Annotated in this window: 14 protein-coding genes; 10 read left to right on the forward strand and 4 right to left on the reverse strand. The window is 57.1% G+C overall.

The features are described from left to right. Positions 1-60 precede the first annotated feature (60 nt). Genes GRPL_RS10575 through GRPL_RS10555 form a run of 5 tightly spaced genes read left to right on the forward strand, consistent with a single transcriptional unit; the run spans position 61 to position 5021 of the window. Positions 61-1440 (forward strand): Fe-S-containing protein, encoded by a 1380-nt coding sequence (locus GRPL_RS10575; protein ID WP_032699616.1) that lies wholly within the window; start codon positions 61-63, stop codon positions 1438-1440. A 2-nt stretch (positions 1441-1442) separates the two neighbouring features. Next, on the forward strand, positions 1443-2726 hold the full coding sequence (locus tag GRPL_RS10570; RefSeq protein ID WP_032687201.1) for an ABC transporter permease: 1284 nt from the start codon (positions 1443-1445) through the stop codon (positions 2724-2726). Then, on the forward strand, positions 2716-3846 hold the full coding sequence (locus GRPL_RS10565; protein WP_032699586.1) for an ABC transporter permease: 1131 nt from the start codon (positions 2716-2718) through the stop codon (positions 3844-3846). The genes GRPL_RS10570 and GRPL_RS10565 overlap by 11 nt, the downstream gene beginning before the upstream one ends. 4 nt (positions 3847-3850) lie before the next feature. After that, on the forward strand, positions 3851-4546 hold the full coding sequence (locus GRPL_RS10560; RefSeq protein ID WP_032699588.1) for an ABC transporter ATP-binding protein: 696 nt from the start codon (positions 3851-3853) through the stop codon (positions 4544-4546). Then, positions 4533-5021 carry a TlpA family protein disulfide reductase gene (locus GRPL_RS10555; protein WP_032687204.1) on the forward strand — a complete coding sequence of 163 codons (489 nt, stop codon included), beginning with the start codon at positions 4533-4535 and terminating at the stop codon, positions 5019-5021. Before GRPL_RS10560 ends, GRPL_RS10555 begins: the two co-directional genes overlap by 14 nt. A 41-nt stretch (positions 5022-5062) precedes the next feature. Here the strand turns inward: GRPL_RS10555 and GRPL_RS10550 are convergent, their stop codons facing one another. From GRPL_RS10550 to GRPL_RS10535, 4 genes are read right to left on the reverse strand one after another with little or no spacing between them, the layout of a single operon-like run. Then, on the reverse strand, positions 5063-5794 hold the full coding sequence (locus GRPL_RS10550; protein WP_032687206.1) for a class II aldolase and adducin N-terminal domain-containing protein: 732 nt from the start codon (positions 5792-5794) through the stop codon (positions 5063-5065). Between the two features lie 4 nt (positions 5795-5798). After that, entirely contained in the window at positions 5799-6617 is an 819-nt protein-coding gene (locus GRPL_RS10545; protein ID WP_032697339.1) for a transporter substrate-binding domain-containing protein, read from the reverse strand. 20 nt (positions 6618-6637) lie between these two features. Beyond that, the gene (locus GRPL_RS10540; protein WP_032687208.1) at positions 6638-7510 is read right to left on the reverse strand and encodes a phytanoyl-CoA dioxygenase family protein; all 873 of its coding nucleotides are present in this window, start codon (positions 7508-7510) and stop codon (positions 6638-6640) included. A 25-nt stretch (positions 7511-7535) separates the two neighbouring features. Next, positions 7536-9056, reverse strand: a complete 1521-nt coding sequence (locus GRPL_RS10535; RefSeq protein ID WP_032687209.1) for an amino acid ABC transporter permease/ATP-binding protein — start codon at positions 9054-9056, stop codon at positions 7536-7538. A 499-nt stretch (positions 9057-9555) separates the two neighbouring features. Here GRPL_RS10535 and GRPL_RS10530 point away from each other — a divergent pair, with 499 nt between their 5' ends. From GRPL_RS10530 to GRPL_RS10510, 5 genes are all read left to right on the forward strand, one after another. Beyond that, positions 9556-10470: a LysR family transcriptional regulator gene (locus tag GRPL_RS10530; protein WP_032687211.1), complete on the forward strand. Its 915-nt coding sequence runs from the start codon at positions 9556-9558 to the stop codon at positions 10468-10470. A 207-nt stretch (positions 10471-10677) separates the two neighbouring features. Next, positions 10678-11496, forward strand: a complete 819-nt coding sequence (locus tag GRPL_RS10525; RefSeq protein ID WP_032699590.1) for a phytanoyl-CoA dioxygenase family protein — start codon at positions 10678-10680, stop codon at positions 11494-11496. A gap of 406 nt (positions 11497-11902) precedes the next feature. Further along, positions 11903-12991, forward strand: coding sequence for an ABC transporter substrate-binding protein (locus GRPL_RS10520; protein ID WP_032699592.1), 1089 nt, complete (start codon positions 11903-11905; stop codon positions 12989-12991). Between the two features lie 108 nt (positions 12992-13099). Next, positions 13100-14869 carry an ABC transporter permease gene (locus tag GRPL_RS10515; protein WP_032687214.1) on the forward strand — a complete coding sequence of 590 codons (1770 nt, stop codon included), beginning with the start codon at positions 13100-13102 and terminating at the stop codon, positions 14867-14869. Further along, positions 14862-15932 carry an ABC transporter ATP-binding protein gene (locus tag GRPL_RS10510; protein ID WP_032687215.1) on the forward strand — a complete coding sequence of 357 codons (1071 nt, stop codon included), beginning with the start codon at positions 14862-14864 and terminating at the stop codon, positions 15930-15932. The genes GRPL_RS10515 and GRPL_RS10510 overlap by 8 nt, the downstream gene beginning before the upstream one ends. Positions 15933-16541 lie beyond the last annotated feature (609 nt).

Genomic DNA, 16541 nt, shown 5'->3' on the forward strand with positions numbered 1-16541 from the left:
CGTCCTGCGGTGTATTACCGCATGCGGATTGCACCTTATCCGCCGAACCGGGTCGAAGTTATGAGTTATTTTTTCGTCACCACGCTGCAGGTTTTTTTCTGTATTACGCTGCTGTCCTCGGTTCTCTGGGGCCGCGGCGTGTCTCCTTCACTGCGCCCCCTCACGTGGACGCTGCTCACGGCGCTGGCCAGTGGGCTACTGGCCGGACTGTTTATTCGCGGGAGCCAGACGCTACAGCTGATGCTGGTGAGCGGAGAAATCCTCCTTTCCGTGCTGTTTTTACTGAGCTTCTGGTGGGCCTCGCCGCGTCTGCGCTACGTGTGGCAATGGATCCTCGTATTTGGCGCCGCCCGTCACTGGGCTCTGGACCCCAATCTTGGCGGATTAACCTCCACCCACGTGCTGAACACCGACCTGCTGCTGAACCTGACCGCGCTGGCGCTGGCCGTTGCGCTGCTGTGTCTGGCCGCGGTGCTGTGCGCTCTGCTGCTGCGCCGGATGAGCTGGCCGTACTGGCCGCTGGCGATTCTGCTGATGATCCTGCTTTGGCTACCGATGTTCGGCAATCTGCTGCTGCTGTTGATGAAGCTGCAAATCATCCCCTTACTGAAGCCGCTGCTGAGTTTTGTGGCCAAAGTGACCAACAATGCCGCCGGGTACAGCTGGCTTGCAGCCGCCGTGCTCCTGCTGCTGTGTCTGTGCTGGACCCCGACTCTTCGTCGCTATGCCCGGGCGGTGAAGGCGGCGGCGGAGCCGGTTACCCGTCGACTGGCGTTGGCCGAGCGCCGCAGCGCTGTCCGCCTCTGGTTAACGACGATCTGCTGTGCGCTGGTGATTGCAGGTGGCCAGCTGTGGTGGGATCTGGTGGCCTCCCGGCCGCCGAGGCTATCGGAAGCTCAGCCGGTCAGCCTTGCCGCTGATGGTCTGGTCCATATTCCGCTTACACAGGTTCGCGACGGCAAACTGCACCGTTTCGTCTGGGTGGCAGACGACGGTAAGGCGGTGCGCTTTTTTGTCATCAACCGCTATCCCGACAAATTACGCTTTGGCGTGGTATTTGACGCCTGTCTGCTGTGCGGCGATCAGGGATATGTCATGGAAGGTAACCAGGTGATTTGTGTCGCCTGCGGGGTACACATATTTATTCCTTCGATTGGTAAACCCGGCGGCTGTAATCCGGTGCCGATCGATGGCTGGCATAACGACGAACGTGAGTTGACGATACCCGGTGCGGCCCTGGCCGTCGGAGGCAACTATTTCTCTACCGTGCTGACTATCAAGGTGACCGACCCGGTGGACGGGACGGCTCTGACCAACACGGCGGCTGAGTATAAATACAGCTATGCAGGCAGAACCTGGTTTTTTGCCTCTGAAGCAAACTACAACCGTTTCCGCAACGCGCCAGAGACGTTTGTTCCCGGCACGGCGCAGGAGGAGTAACCATGCTGTGGCGAATGATCTATCAGTCATGGGGGCGTAATCTGCGCCGCAAAGCGCTGGCGGTGTTAACCGTTTTCCTGGCCACGAGTCTGATCTCGGCGCTGCTGGCTATTTCTATCGACATCGGTGACAAAATGTCCCGCGAGCTGAAATCCTACGGTGCCAATATCTTAATTGAACCGGCCGGGCAGGCAGCGCTACCTGCGTTGTTCAGCGAGCAAAGCAACCCGCTGGCCAGCGATGATTTCCTTGATGAGTCCGAGCTGGCGAATATTAAAGATATCTTCTGGCGAAATAATATCGTCGGTTTTGCGCCAATGCTCAGCGGCGAGGCGACCGTTGACGGGCACGAAATCCGTCTGCTCGGCACCTTCTTCAGCCAGCCGGTCGCGATACCGGATGAAGAGGGTTATGAGACCGGGCAGCGCACGGTCAGCCCGTTCTGGAAGGTGACTGGCACCTGGCCGCAGGAACCTGTAGGCAAGACGCCGCAAACATTAGTCGGGCATGCGCTGGCGCGTAATTACGGCTGGCAACCCGGTGACCATCTCAGGCTACAGGTGGCGAACGAGACCGTGGATGTGGTGGTCAGCGGCGTTCTCTCCAGCGGTGGTGATGAAGACAACCAGCTGGTGATGCCGCTTAGCATCGTACAGCGGCTGCTGGGCCTGACGGGAAAAATACAGGCAATTCGCGTATCGGCCCTGACGGTACCAGAAAATGAGCTGTCGCGCCGGGCGCGTGAGAATCTCGAGGCTCTGAACGCTGAAGAGTATGACCTGTGGTATTGCACGGCGTATGTCTCTTCTATTGCTCACCAGCTGGAGGAGGCCATTTCCGGTGCAGAAGTGCGCCCGGTCTGGCAGGTTGCGGCCTCGGAGGGCGTAGTTATCGATAAAATTCAGCTGCTGATGGCGGTCGTCACCCTGGCGGCATTGGCCGCTGCGGCAATGGGGATTGCCTCGCTGATGACCAGTACCATTATGGAGCGAGCCCGGGAGATCGGCCTGATGAAAGCGCTTGGCGCCCGACAGTGGCAAATTTTGCTGCTGTTTTATCTTGAAGCAGCGCTGGGCGGGCTGGCAGGTGGGGGGCTGGGCTGTGTTGCTGGCTGGGGGCTGGCGAAGATGATTGGCCTGATGCTCTTTGCCACGCCGCTCGACTTTGCCTGGGTGGTGGTGCCCTGTGTGCTGGTGATCGCAGTGCTGATTGCGCTTATCGGCACCTGGTTCCCGGCGCGTCGAATCGCCCGACTTTATCCCGTGGAGGTGCTGTATGGCCGCTAAGCGCGACATGCTGTGGCTATTAGTCTGGCGGGCGCTGCGTCTGCGTCTGCAGCGCGTCGGCGTCGTGTTCACCGCGCTGGCGGTTGGTGCGACCATCGTGACGGCGCTTTCCGCCGTGTGGTTTGATATCAACAGCAAAATGAGCGAGGAGCTGCGGACCTTCGGCGCAAATTTTTATATCGGGCCTGGGCACGGTACCCGTATGCCGCAGCCGACACTGCAGGCGATTATTGACGATGCGCCGAAGGGACTGATTCATGGCGCCAGCCCCTGGCTATACGGCACGGCGCGTACCGAGCTGGAAAAAGTGGCGATCGTCGGCGTGTGGTTTGAGTCGCTGCAAAAGCTGGTGCCGTACTGGCAGGTCAGTGGCAACTGGATCGGCGTCAGCTTTGACGATCGCAATGCGATGGTGGGCGTTAAGCTGGCTCAGCGGCTGGCGCTAAACGTTGGCGATAGCGTCACGCTGGTGGACCATCAGCGGCGCAAAAAACTGCTGATCAAGGGGATCGTCGAAGCCGGTGACGCGACCGATAACATGCTGATTGTCAGCCTGAACGTGGCGCAGGCGTGGCTGCAAAAGCCCGCGATTATCAGCCACGGTCTGCTGAGCGTCAGTAACGATCTCGGCCAGGTGGAAAGCTATGCCGGGCAGCTGCAGCAGCGCTATCCCGCGCTGGAGATCCGCCCGGTCCGTAAGGTCTCGGCATCCGAAGGCCAGGTACTGGATAAAATCAAAGGGCTGATGGGGCTGGTCTCTCTGGTGATTCTGGCGCTGTCGTCCTTGTGCGTGAATACCACCCTGATGGCGATTGTGGGTGAACGCGCCCGTGAGTTTGCGCTGCAAAAAGCGCTGGGCGCCAGCAATGGCGATATTATCCGCCAGATGCTGCTCGAAACCAGCATTATCACTCTGGCAGCGGTGGTCTGCGGCTGGCTGCTCGGCTATCTGCTCGCCCAACTGCTGGGGCTGACCGTGTTTAATGCCACTATTTCGCTGCGCCTGCCGGTGCTGCCGATAACCCTGGCGCTGTCTTTGCTGGTCGCCTTGCTGGCGGCCATTGTTCCGGTACGCCGCGCGGTAAGCGTTGAACCGGCGAAAGTGTTGAAAGGAGAATAACGCCATGACCGTCACGCCTTTACGTCAGATGGCGATTGAAACCCGTCATTTATCTAAGCGCTTCGGCGATGTTAGCGCGCTGGATGACATTAATTTGCGCATCGCCCGCGGTGAGTTCGTCGCCATTATGGGGGCATCAGGTTCCGGGAAAACCACGCTGATGAATATCCTGACCTGTCTGGACACCGCCAGCGAGGGGCAGGTTATCCTCGACGGAACCGATGCGGCGGCGCTGGATGAAGAAGGGCGGCGGCGCGTTCGCGCGCAGAAGATAGGCCTGGTGTTTCAGCAGTTCCATCTGATTCCTTTTCTGACGGCGCTGGAAAACATCATGCTGGCGCAGCATTACCACAGCGTCGTCGATGAGGCGGCGGCCAGGGCAGTTCTGGCGCAGGTTGGCCTTGAACATCGCATGACCCATTTACCCAGCCAGCTCTCCGGCGGGGAGCAGCAGCGTGTCTGTATTGCCCGGGCGCTGGTCAATGAACCCCCGGTGATTTTTGCCGATGAGCCCACCGGTAACCTGGATGAAGAGAATGAACAGCGGGTGCTGGACCTGCTGACCGACCTGCATCGTCAGGGGCGCACTATCGTGATGGTGACCCACAACCCGGCGCTGGGAAAATTCGCTGACCGTATCGTCCGGCTCCAGCACGGCAAATATCTCGGCGAGGAGGTTAATACCGATGCGCATGCCTGAAGTCATGATAACGATACTGCTGCTTCTGCTGCTGGCAGGCTGTAAAGAAGAGAAGCTGGCCCGTGGCGAGACGGCACCTGCGCTGGCGGCTTTTGATATGCAAGGCAAACCTGCCGGCCTGGAACGCTGGGAGGGGAAGGCGGTGTATCTCAATTTCTGGTCGGCCAACTGCGGAGGTTGTCTCGCGGAAATGGATACGCTGCAGGCGCTCAGCCAACGCTGGCCGGATAAGCTGGTAGTGGTGGGGGTGAATACCGACCCGGAGCAGGTGGATATCGCTCCGCTGCTGGCGAAGCATGGCATCAGCTACCCGGTGCTGCGCGACCAGCTGCATATCACTCAGGATCGTTATCAGGTGATCGGGACGCCGACATCGATAGTGATTGACGCACGCGGGCGGGTGCGCGACCTGCATCAGGGGTGGCGAAAACCCGAAGAACTCCAGGCGGTTTTTACCCGCCTGGCCCAGCCTTAATAGCGATATCCCGGGCGTCGGCCCGGGAGAGGGAGGATCGCTCAGTCCAGCAGCGAAGGATCGGCATCTATCATCAGCTGCTTCATCTCGGCGAAGTGCTGGCGGGAAAAATCGGCAATGTTCTCCCAGTCCTGGGCGGTTTTCTCCGCCACCTCAGCCGACAACACCTTTAGCGGCTGGCCGGTTGACCACGCGGTGACCAGAATCTGACAGGCCCGCTCCAGCGTCCAGATATCGTCAAACGCCTCGCCGATGGTCGCGGCGGTAACCAGTACCCCGTGGTTGCCCATCAGCAGGCGGCGCTTATCCGCCAACAGCCCGGCCAGTCTCGCCCCTTCGGCGACGGTATCCGCCATTCCGCCGTACAGCGTATCCACCGCCACACGATTAAAATAACGCGCGCTATTCTGATCGACCGGCAGGATCTGCGGGTTCGCCAGGCAGGCGACGCTGGTGGTGTAGATCGGATGCAGATGCAGCACCGCCCGCGCCTGCGGCAGCCGCTGATGAATCTGGCCGTGGATCGCCCATGCGGTGGCGTCCACGTCCGGCCGCAGCGCGGTCGCTTCATCATCGGCATCGAGCAGCAGCAGGTCGCTGGCGCGGATCCGCGAAAAGTGTTTCCACTTCGGATTCAGCAGAAACTTTTTGCCGTCCGCCGACAGGGCCGCGCTAAAGTGGTTGGCGACGGCCTCATGCATGCCGAGATGCGCGATGATGCGAAAGGTCGCCGCCAGATCGATCCGCGTTTGTTCTTCGAAAGAGTAAGCCATCGCCTTACTCCGCTTTTGGCATCAGGGTTTTCAGGTCGTCTTCCGTCGGCGGCTGGAAGTGATATTTTTTCAGCAGCGCCGCGTATTCCGGCGTGGCGCTGAATTTCTTCAGCCCCTCCTCAAGGGCGCTTTTCACTTCGCTGTTGCCTTTTTTGACGCCAAAGCCGTTGAGCACCGGGTAAATTAAGGTATCGGAAGAGATAACGATCCGGTCGCCCAACTTCTCAACGACGCCACGCGCGACCGCCGCGTCGGTAATCTGCGCCTCCACCGCCCGCGACAGCAGCGCCTGGGTGGTTTGCGGGTCGGTGCTGTACTCGCTCAGCACAATGGGCGGCAGGCCTTTCTTCACGCAATAGTCCGCCGACAGTTTTTGCAGCTGCGCCAGCCAGGAGGTGGCTCCCATCGAGCCGATTTTATGGCCGCAGAACGCTTCCGGAGTTTTGGGCTGATAGCTGGCGCCTTTAAGCGCCAGGATCGATTCGCCGCTTTTCAGGTACGGCACCATGTCGATCACCTTCAGGCGTTCGGCGGTGATATACATCGAGGAGTTGGTAATGTCGAACCGCCCGCCCTGCAGACCGGGGATCAGATTAGGAAAGCGGGTATCGGTATTCACCGCCTCACGGCCAATGGTTTTAGCCAGACCGGCGAGAAACTCAATATCAAAACCGGCCGGTTGATTGTTTTGCATATATTCATAAGGATAAAAGGTCATATCCGAACCGGCGGTAATTTTCCCCGGCTGCAGGAACGCCGCAAAAGTGCTGAACGAGGTCAGGGCGCCAGCGGTGCAAAGAAGCAGAACATTAAAGCGTTTCATAAAAACCTCCAGGGATGACATTACATGCTGGCAAGATCGTGGCCGGCTTGCTGAACGAAGAATGAGGCGCCGCGCGGCTTCTGCGGCAAACGTAGCTGGTTGGCGGCGCTGCGTACCAGGCCGCTCTCCACGCCGGCCACCAGCTGGCCCGCGTGCAGGCTTGGCAAGGGGTTTTCGCCAAAGGGCAGGGCGTCCTCGGCGGCGTAAACGCTGATAAACAGCGTCCGCGGCTGTTCGGTTTCATTGGGGCTCGAGGCGTGGAGCAGGCGGGTATGCATAAAGCACACCGAGCCTGACGGGCCAAAGCAGGCTTCGGGCTGCTGGCACTGCTCGGATACCACCTCGTCGTCAACCGAGCCGGTAAAACGCCCGTCCTGCCAGTGGGACCACAGCGGCCCCTTGTGGCTCCCCGGCACCACGTTCAGCGGGCCGTTTTCCGGTGTGACGTCGCTGACCATCAGCAGGGCAGTGATGATGTCGTCATTGCTGTGCGGCGTGAACAGAAAATCCTGATGCCATTTCACCTGCGTCGCGGTAAACGGCAGCTTGGAGTTGATTTTGCTGTGATGAAAACGGGTGCCGCTGCCGCCGATCAGCTGGGCGGCGATGGTCGCCATGCGCGATTGCAGGGCGGCATGTTCGAAGGCGACGGAAATCTCCGTCGGCGAACTGACCCGGCGCAGAGAAGGGTGATCGGCGCGGTGATCCCCTTCAAGGTCGAAACGCGGGCGACCGTCCAGCGTCTCGCCCCACACCTCGGTATGGCGGCGGCTCTCTTCGACCCAACCGTCAAAATCCTGCTGCAAGGCGGCGATTTCGTCAGGGGACAGCACCCCTTCGACCACCAGAAAACCCTGCTGATGAAACTGTTCGATTTGCCACTGCGCGATCATAATTTTTCCTTTCACAAGCGGAGAGTTAAGCCAGGGAGACATCTTTCAGGAAGGCGTCAACGCGCGGATGGTTGCCGTCGCGCATCGCCTGCGGCGTGTCGTCGCATACCACGCGCCCTTTTTCCATAAAGACAATCCGGTCAGAGACTTTGAAGGCAAAATTCATTTCGTGGGTCACGATGACCATGGTGATGCCTTCATGGGCCAGCGATTCGATAACCTGGAGCACTTCATTGACCTTTTCCGGGTCAAGCGCCGAGGTGGGTTCATCGAACAGCATGATTTGCGGTCGCATCATCAGGGCCCGGGCAATGGCGACGCGCTGTTGCTGGCCGCCAGAAAGCTGGTGCGGATATTTCCACGCGTGCTCCAGCATGCCGACCTTATGCAGTAATTCGCAGGCCTGCTGCTTCAGCTCGGCTTCCGGGGCCAGCCGATGGTAGCGCGGCGCCAGCAGCAGATTGCCGAGAACCGTCAGATGGGGGAACAGGTTAAAACTCTGGAAGACCATGCCGATGTTGAGGCGGTACTGCGCGTTTTCCATAAAACGCGGTTTCTGCACCCCCTGGCGATCGAGGTGAATAAACGGCTGGCCGTTGATGCGAATTTCACCGTTGTCGATCTGCTCAAGTCCGTTAAGCAGGCGGATCAGCGTGGTTTTCCCGGAGCCGGAGGGGCCAATCACCGAGACCACCTCTCCCGGCTGAATTTGCAGGCTGACGGCCCCGAGCACTTCCACGTTGTTATAGGCTTTGTGCAGTTTTGACGCCTGCAGCGCCGGCTGCGAGTTATCGACCGCGCTGCGCACGGTTGCCGGGCGTGTTTGCGTTGCCAGCCGCTGCATCTCGCTGTCGATGGGGCGCGTGACTTTCCGCCGGGTGACGTCGAGATAGCTCTCCAGGCGTTTGAGCAGGAAGTCGAAAACGGTCACGATCAGCACATAGTAGAACGCCACCGCCGCCATGGTTTCCATCACCAGGAAGTTTTGTGAATAAAGACGCTGGCCGACCATTAAAATCTCGGTCAGGGAGATAACCGACACCAGCGAGCTGAGCTTCACGACGGCAATATATTCGTTGGCCAGCGCGGGGAGGGCGACGCGCAGCGCCTGGGGAATAATCACCCGCCATTGGGTACCGGCATAGCGCAGTCCCAGCGCCCGGGCGGCTTCGCTCTGGCCTTTAGGTATCGACAGCAGGCCACCCCGGTGGATTTCGGCGACATAGGCGGCTTCACTTAGCACCATCGCCAGCAGACCGGCCCAGAACGGGTCGTTGAGCACTGGCGCTGACGACGGCACCGCCTGGGGCAGGTTATAGACGAATATCAGCAGTACCAGCAGCGGCAGGCTGCGAAACAGCCAGATATAGAGCCGCGCCGGAAGATTAAACAGTTTGCGCGGCGACTGCTTGGCCAGGGCGAGAACAAATCCCAGCACAATACTGCAACCCCAGGTCAGCAGACTTAATTTAATGACGGTCCAGGTGGCCTGCCAAAAATCTGCATCGCTGAGCAGACTTAACATGTAGTTCCAGTTAAACGTCATGGGCTATTTCACTCGCCATAATTAACGGACATGAATGCGATACCGATGATCAAAAATGGGGCATCGCCAGGGTTTATCTTGCAATAACACTATGCTGGCAGTTTTCGCTGCGAGGCAATTAGTAAATTTTTGGTCTTTAAGTTTAAAAAACTATACAGGTGGATTAATTTCAATAAATTTAAAGCAATGAGTGCGAAACAAGAACTAAACATTAAAAAAACAATTACACGGAGGGGGTAACGGAACCGGCCTTTAAATCGCGAGTTGTACCATATTGGGGCGCATGAAGAATTAATTTGGTGCAGCGTGATTCAGGTTGGTGCAATTAAACGGATGCGGCGGTGTCGCCATGATTTTCATTGCGCCGCGACGCTAAATAAATCATTTGCTCAGCGAGGAAATAAACGAATCTATAGCGAAATGGCACGATGCTTGCAAATTGCATATCAGGAAACTATCCCGTTTCCGCTTGTGACAATATTTCGTAAAGGGTAAGGCTATGACGCGATTCACGCTCAAACAACTTAAATACTTCGTCACCGTTGTAGAGACCGAGAGTATTGCTGAAGCCTCCCGGCAGCTCCATATTGCCCAGCCGTCGATCTCGATTGCCATTAAAAACCTTGAAAGCACTTTTGAGCAGCAGCTGTTTATTCGCCATCACGCCCAGGGCGTCTCGCTGACCTCCTGCGGAAGGCGCTTTTATGAGAAAGCAAAAGAGCTGCTGCGGCTCTCCTATGAGTTTGAACAAAACTCCCGCGCCGATAAAGAGCTGGTTTCCGGGACGATTTCCGTCGGCTGCTTTGAGTCCGTCGCGCCGCTGTACATGCCAAAGCTGGTCGCCGGGTTTAAAAAAATGTACCCCGACATCACCCTCCAGCTGTATGACGGCGAACAGCATGAGTTAATGCACGGTCTGCATCGCGGGCGCTTCGACCTGGCGCTGGTCTACGATCTGGAATTAGGCCATTCGGTTAATAAAGAGATGCTGAATGCGCCGCATAAACCCTATGCGCTGCTGCCGGCCAGCCATCCATTAGCGCAGAAAAATAGCGTCACCTTGCAGGAGCTCAGCCATGAGCCGATGATTTTGCTCGATGCGGTGCCCAGCAAGAATTATTTCATCACCATATTTAAAGAGAAGGGCTATCACCCTGAAGTCGCCTACAGTTCACCCTCCATCGAAATGGTGCGCTGTATGGTGGGACAGGGACTGGGGTTTTCGGTATTAGTCACCCGGCCGTTGTGCGATATGACCTATGACGGCGAGAGACTGGTGCAATTAGATATTGAAGATGATATGCCCGCGTCGACATTAATTATGGCGCATCTTGCCAATAATGAACCGACCCGACCGACGCAACTGTTTATGGACTATTGCCGCAGTATTGAATTAACCCCCGCACATTTTTGAATAAATAAGCCTGCGATCACCTCAGGCTTATTTATTTTTCCACTGCCATTAAGGCTCGTAATTTTCTATTCAGCGACTCGTTTTATAATAATTTACCTGTGATGGCAGATTAAATAACCTGTAGGGGTTCCATTCGCGGTGGCTAAATAGCTGGCCCTGCCAGGGTCACCTCCTGCCACCTCATCTCTCCACACAGGAAGGTTAGCTATGCAAAATCAGCGTGACCCACATATTGATTCGCAGACCATCGACAGCTATCAGCAGGATGGCGTCGTGTTGCTGAAGGGGGTGTTCAGGCCGTGGATTGAAAGCCTGGCCGCCGGCGTCGCGGAGCTGATGGCCAACCCCAGCGAGTATGGCCACGCCCGCACGGTGGTGCCGAAAGATGGCTCCGCCCCGTTTTTTCAGGATTATTGTAACTGGTCGCGAATCCCTGACTTTGAACGCTTTGTCCTGCATTCGCCGGCGGCGGAAATCGCCGCTGCGCTGATGCAATCGAAGACGGCAACGTTTTTCCATGAACATACGCTGGTGAAGCCGCCCGGCGGCAGCACGGTGACGCCCTGGCATCACGATCAGCCCTATTATTGCGTCGACGGGCAGCAAAACGTCAGCTTCTGGATCCCGCTGGACCCGGTGGCGGAAGCGATCTCGCTGCGCTGCATCCGCGGCTCCCACCGCTGGGGCGACGAGTACAGCCCAACCCGTTTTAACGGCTCAAAGCTCTACGCGCACAGCCGTTTTAAAGAGCTGCCGGATATTGATGCGCATCAGGATGATTACGATATTGTCAGCTGGGCGCTGGAGCCGGGAGATGCGGTCGCCTTTCATTACCGGACGCTGCACGGCGCGAGGGGCAATGCGACCGCGCGCGCGCGACGGGTCTTTTCCGCTCGCTGGGTCGGGGATGACGCCACCTTCGCCGATCGCGGCGGCGTCACCTCGCCGCCGTTCCCGGAGCTGACGCTGAAAGATGGCGAGGCGCTGGTCTCTCCGCTGTTTCCCCGGGTCTGGCCGCGAGAGTGATGTTGAATCATCACCGGGCCGTCTCCTCCCGGCCTGAATTTTCCCGACCCCCTTTTTCTGCTGTTAGCCATACCGCCCGTATTATTTCCCGCAACGCCATTTAGTGGCGGAAAATTGCCCTTCTGCAGGTCAATTCTGGCCTGCAGCCATTCCTTACAGGGAAGGCACTGCCCCCGTTTTATCAACATCTCAGCTGATTCTTAAGGTTGTCTTAATATTTGTTTCCGGGCGTGGGGAAATATTCTTCGCCATATTCCTCAATTTTTGACCGCCGTTGGCGCCCGTTTATTTAAATTACGCCAGCGTCACAAAAGCCGGAAAAAAACACCCCCCGTCATTGCAAGGTCCTGATGTCTCGCTATATGTTAAATTTGTGTTTAATAAATGATAATTAAGGGTTGGTTTTATGTATAGGAAAATTGGTGGTTTAGTGGTTTCACTGACGACAGTCTTCTCCTGTTCCGTTCTGGCAGAATTACCCCAGGGTTACCCGGCTGATTATCAAAAAGTGGTTGATGCCGGGGGGAAAGAGGGCAAGGTCGTCATCTATTCGACGACGGATACCAAAGCCGCAGGCCCGTTAATTAAAGGGTTCGAGGCGCAGTACCCTGGGATCAAAGTTGAATATAACGATATGAACAGTACCGAACTCTATAACCGCTATATCAGCGAGCAGGCGGCGGGCGGCGGGAGCGGCGATGTCGTCTGGAGTTCATCGATGGATACGGCGCTAAAACTGGCGACGGATTATGCCGAAAAGTACGCCTCTCCTGAACTGAGCAAGCTGCCGAAATGGGCGGTGTGGCAGCAAAAAGCCTATGGAACCACCTATGAACCGGTGGTCTTTATCTATAACAAACGCTTGATTCCGCAGGGGGATGTCCCGGATTCACACACCGCGCTGGCAAAACTGGTTACCGCGCAGGCGGATAAATTCAAAGGCAAAGTGACCACCTACGATATTGAGAAATCGGGACTGGGCTTCATGCTGGCGGTACAGGACAGCAAAGCCGACGCTAACTATTTCGCCGATCTGGCCGGGATGGCGAAAGGCGGCCTGACCGTGCAGTCCTCAACCGGCACCATGATGGAGAGGGTCTCCTCGGGTGAAAACCTGCTGGGCTATAACATTCTCGGCTCCTACGCCGAGGCGCGGGCGAAAACCGATCCGTCATTGGGGATTTCATATCCAAAAGATTACGTGCTGGTATTGTCGCGGGTCTCGTTTATTACCCAGGAATCCGCACACCCGAATGCCGCCAGACTGTGGTTCGATTATGTCCTGTCGGAAAAAGGGCAGAGTATTCTGGCTAATCAGGCGGATATTCCCTCTATTCGTAACGATATTGAAGGCAAAAATGATATCGACGGAATGACTAAAATGTTGGGTAACGCGCTGAAGCCGATTCCGGTTGATGAAACGTTGCTGGAATATCTGGAACCGAAAAAACGTCTGGAATTTATCAAACAATGGCGTACCGCCGCCGCAAAATAATACCTGCCAGGAGGTGCATCATCGGATGCGCCGCCTTTTCGCGCCGGGTATTCCCGGTTTTCAACACCCGTCTGGTTTGTACTCCGCGCCTGACCAAAGGGATAAGCTATGAATGTAATACGCAGAAAGTGGCAGGGGCTACCGCGCGGCATCGTGGTAGTGATAACGGCATTAGTGATTTATATCCCGCTGTTATTTATCGTGGTGCAGAGCTTTCTTTCCGCTCCGTTTTTTGCCCGCAGCAAAGAATTCAGCCTCGGGGCCTTTGAGTTTATTTTTACCGACCCTGACTTTTATCTCGCGCTGAAGTCCGGTTTTATTCTGGCGGTGGGGCTGGTGCTGATTGCGATACCGCTGGGCGGGATCCTCGCGTTCTTAATGGTGCGTACTGATTTGCCCGGGCGTCGGTTTATTGAACCGCTGATTCTGGTGCCGATTTTTGTTTCTCCGATGGTACTGGCTTTTGGCTATGTGGTGGCGGCCGGACCGGTCGGGTTTTTCTCGCAATGGGCAGAGCAACTGCTGGGGTTTGTGCCGTGGAATATCTACTCCATGTTCAGCATTGTGGTGATTGCCGGGCTGACCCACGTCCCGCACGCCTATCTCTATATCTCCTCCGCGCTGCGTAGCGTCGGTTCGGATGTCGAAGAGGCGGCGCGGACCGTGGGGGCATCTCCGCTTCAGGTGATGACCTCGGTCAGCCTGCCGATGGTCCGTCCGTCCATTCTCTATGCCTGCGTGCTGCTGTTTTTCCTCGGCCTCGAAGTGTTTGGTCTGATGCTGGTGCTGGGAGACCCGGAAGGCAACATGGTGCTGGCCACCTACCTGTATAAACTCACCAATAAACTCGGTACGCCCTCCTATCATCTGATGGCGGCGGTGGCGGTCGTGCTTATCTGTATCACTATTCCACTGGTCATGTTGCAGCGTCGTCTGATGCGCACGGCCAATCGGTTTGTGACCATGAAAGGCAAAGCGTCGCAGGCGCGAGCGCTACCGCTCGGCAAGTGGCGCTGGGTTGCCGGTGGGGTGGTGGTTTTCTGGCTGACCGTGACTATCGGCGTGCCGCTGATTGGCGTGGCCATGCGGGCGTTTATCTCCAACTGGGGAGTGGGGGTTTCTCTCTGGGATGAACTCTCGCTGGCGACCTTCCGTAATATCTGGCAGCAGCCGAACCTGCTGCGGGCCATCGTCAACTCCATGGCCATCGGTATTTTCGGCGGCGCGCTGGCGGTGATCTGCTATCTGTTTGTCGGGATTGCGATGCATCGCAAAGCGGACAATGTCACGCGTTTTCTCGACTACAGCGTGCTGGTTCCGCGTGCGGTGCCGGGCCTGCTGGCCGGACTGGCGTTCCTGTGGGTGTTTTTGTTCCTGCCGATGTGGCTGGATCAGTCGCTGAAAAACGGCTGGCTCTCCGCGCTGCCGGTGGCCGACTGGCTGCGCGAACATTTGATTGTGCAGCTGCGGGCGTTGCGCAATACCATTTTCAGCGTCTGGCTGGCCTATACCGTCGTGTGGATGGCCTATGGGCTGCGGTTAATCTCCTCAACCCTGCTCCAGGTGGCGCCGGAGCTGGAAGAAGCCGCCCGGAGCAACGGTGCCTCGCGGGGCCAGGTCACGCGCCACGTTACGGTGCCGCTGTCGCGCTACGGCCTGATTGGCTCCTGGCTGCTGATGTTTCTGATCTTTGAGCGTGAGTATTCCACCGGCGTCTATCTGCTCTCGCCGGGAACGGAGACCATTGGTTCGATGCTGGTCTCGCTGTGGGCTGCGGGAGCTATCGATATTGTCGCCGCGCTCTCGTTTATCAATATCCTGCTGGTGGTGGTCGGGTTGGGTATCGCCCTGCGCTTTGGAGTGAAATTACATGATTGAATTATCAGTAGAAAATTTGCATCTGACCTATGGCGACAATCCGGTGCTGAAAGGGGTGTCGATGACGCTGAAGCGGGGAGAAGTGGTGTCGCTGTTGGGGCCGTCGGGCAGCGGGAAAACCACCTTGCTGCGCGCGGTTGCCGGGCTGGAGAAGCCCACCGGCGGGCGGATCGCTATCGGCAAGCAGACGGTCTATGACGGCAATCCGCGCAGCGAAATTCCGGCCGAGGCGCGCAATCTTGGTCTGGTGTTTCAGTCCTATGCTCTGTGGCCGCACAAAACGGTTTTCGAGAACGTCGCCTACCCGCTCAGGCTGCGTAAAGTCGCCTCTGGCGAAATGAAACAGCGGGTGCAGGCGGTGCTCGATCAGCTGGGGCTGGGGCACCTCGGCAACCGCCATCCGCATCAGCTATCGGGAGGGCAGCAGCAGCGGGTGGCGATTGGGCGGGCGCTGGTCTACAACCCGCCGGTTATCCTGCTTGATGAACCGCTGTCGAACCTTGACGCCAAATTACGCGAAGAGGCGCGGGTGTTTCTACGCGAGCTGATTATCAAACTGGGGCTGTCGGCGCTGATGGTCACGCACGATCAGAACGAAGCGATGGCGATTTCCGATCGTATCCTGCTGCTCAACAATGGCGTGATTGAACAGCAGGGGACCCCGCAGGAGATGTACGGCAATCCGGCGACGCTGTTTGCCGCCGAGTTCATGGGCAGCAATAACCGCCTGCACGGTAAGATTACCGATGTGGTGGACGGACGGGCGCGGATTGAAGGGGCAAGCTGGGCGCTCTGGGGGATGGCGGACGGACGGGTCAACGTCGGGCAGGATGCGACGGCGGTGATCCGCGTAGAGCGTCTGTGCCTTGGGGCGACGCCCCAGGATAATATGCTGGAGCTACCGCTGTTAACCAGCATGTATCTCGGCGACCGCTGGGAGTACCTGTTCCGTACCCGGGGAGATGATTTCGCCATTCGCGCCTATGGTTCATCGCTGCGCAATACGGAGCATTGTCACCTGACCTTCCCGGTCAACGATCTGTGGATTTTCCCGCGAGCGTAAGCCGGAACGTCTGTGGCGGACGGCGATAGCGATAGCGCCGTCCGCGCAATAAATAGCGTGATACTGGCGCCATGAAAATATTCCGTTAAGAAACCATTTCCCTGCGGTAATTCTATATTCGGCCGCTTTTCACCGTCGCGGCGAATAATTCATCGCCGCCGTCATTCCTGCTTGTCCCTCAGCGAATAAGCGTGGCGCGAAATATGGTTAATATCCGTTATTAATAAATTTAACCGCTCAAATTGTCTACTTTTTACGGAATCTTACGTTTGCACGCTGCAAGACAGCCATGTACCATAAACAAAAAAGCAACATTTGTGACACATGTCACTCTTTTTGAGGCGATGGTCAGATCCGTGCCGGAACTGATTCCACCCCCAATTTCTGCACTCTGGATATTGAATACGCGTTCTGATTAGCAAATGAAAAGGGATATTTTCCTTTTTTTCATGACGGCGTATGAGAATCGACTAATATCCAAACGATAACTCTATAAACATCATCGCCAGTGGCGATTTATTTTTTGTACGACTTAATGGCGTCGTGCCAGCAGGTCCGCTAAAGCGGCATCTTTCTGGAATCGGTTCCAAAGCGGCGTTTGCTGGGCTT

Origin of the sequence: Klebsiella planticola ATCC 33531 (genome assembly GCF_000735435.1) — a bacterium.
In the GTDB taxonomy this organism is placed as follows: Bacteria; Pseudomonadota; Gammaproteobacteria; order Enterobacterales; family Enterobacteriaceae; genus Klebsiella; species Klebsiella planticola.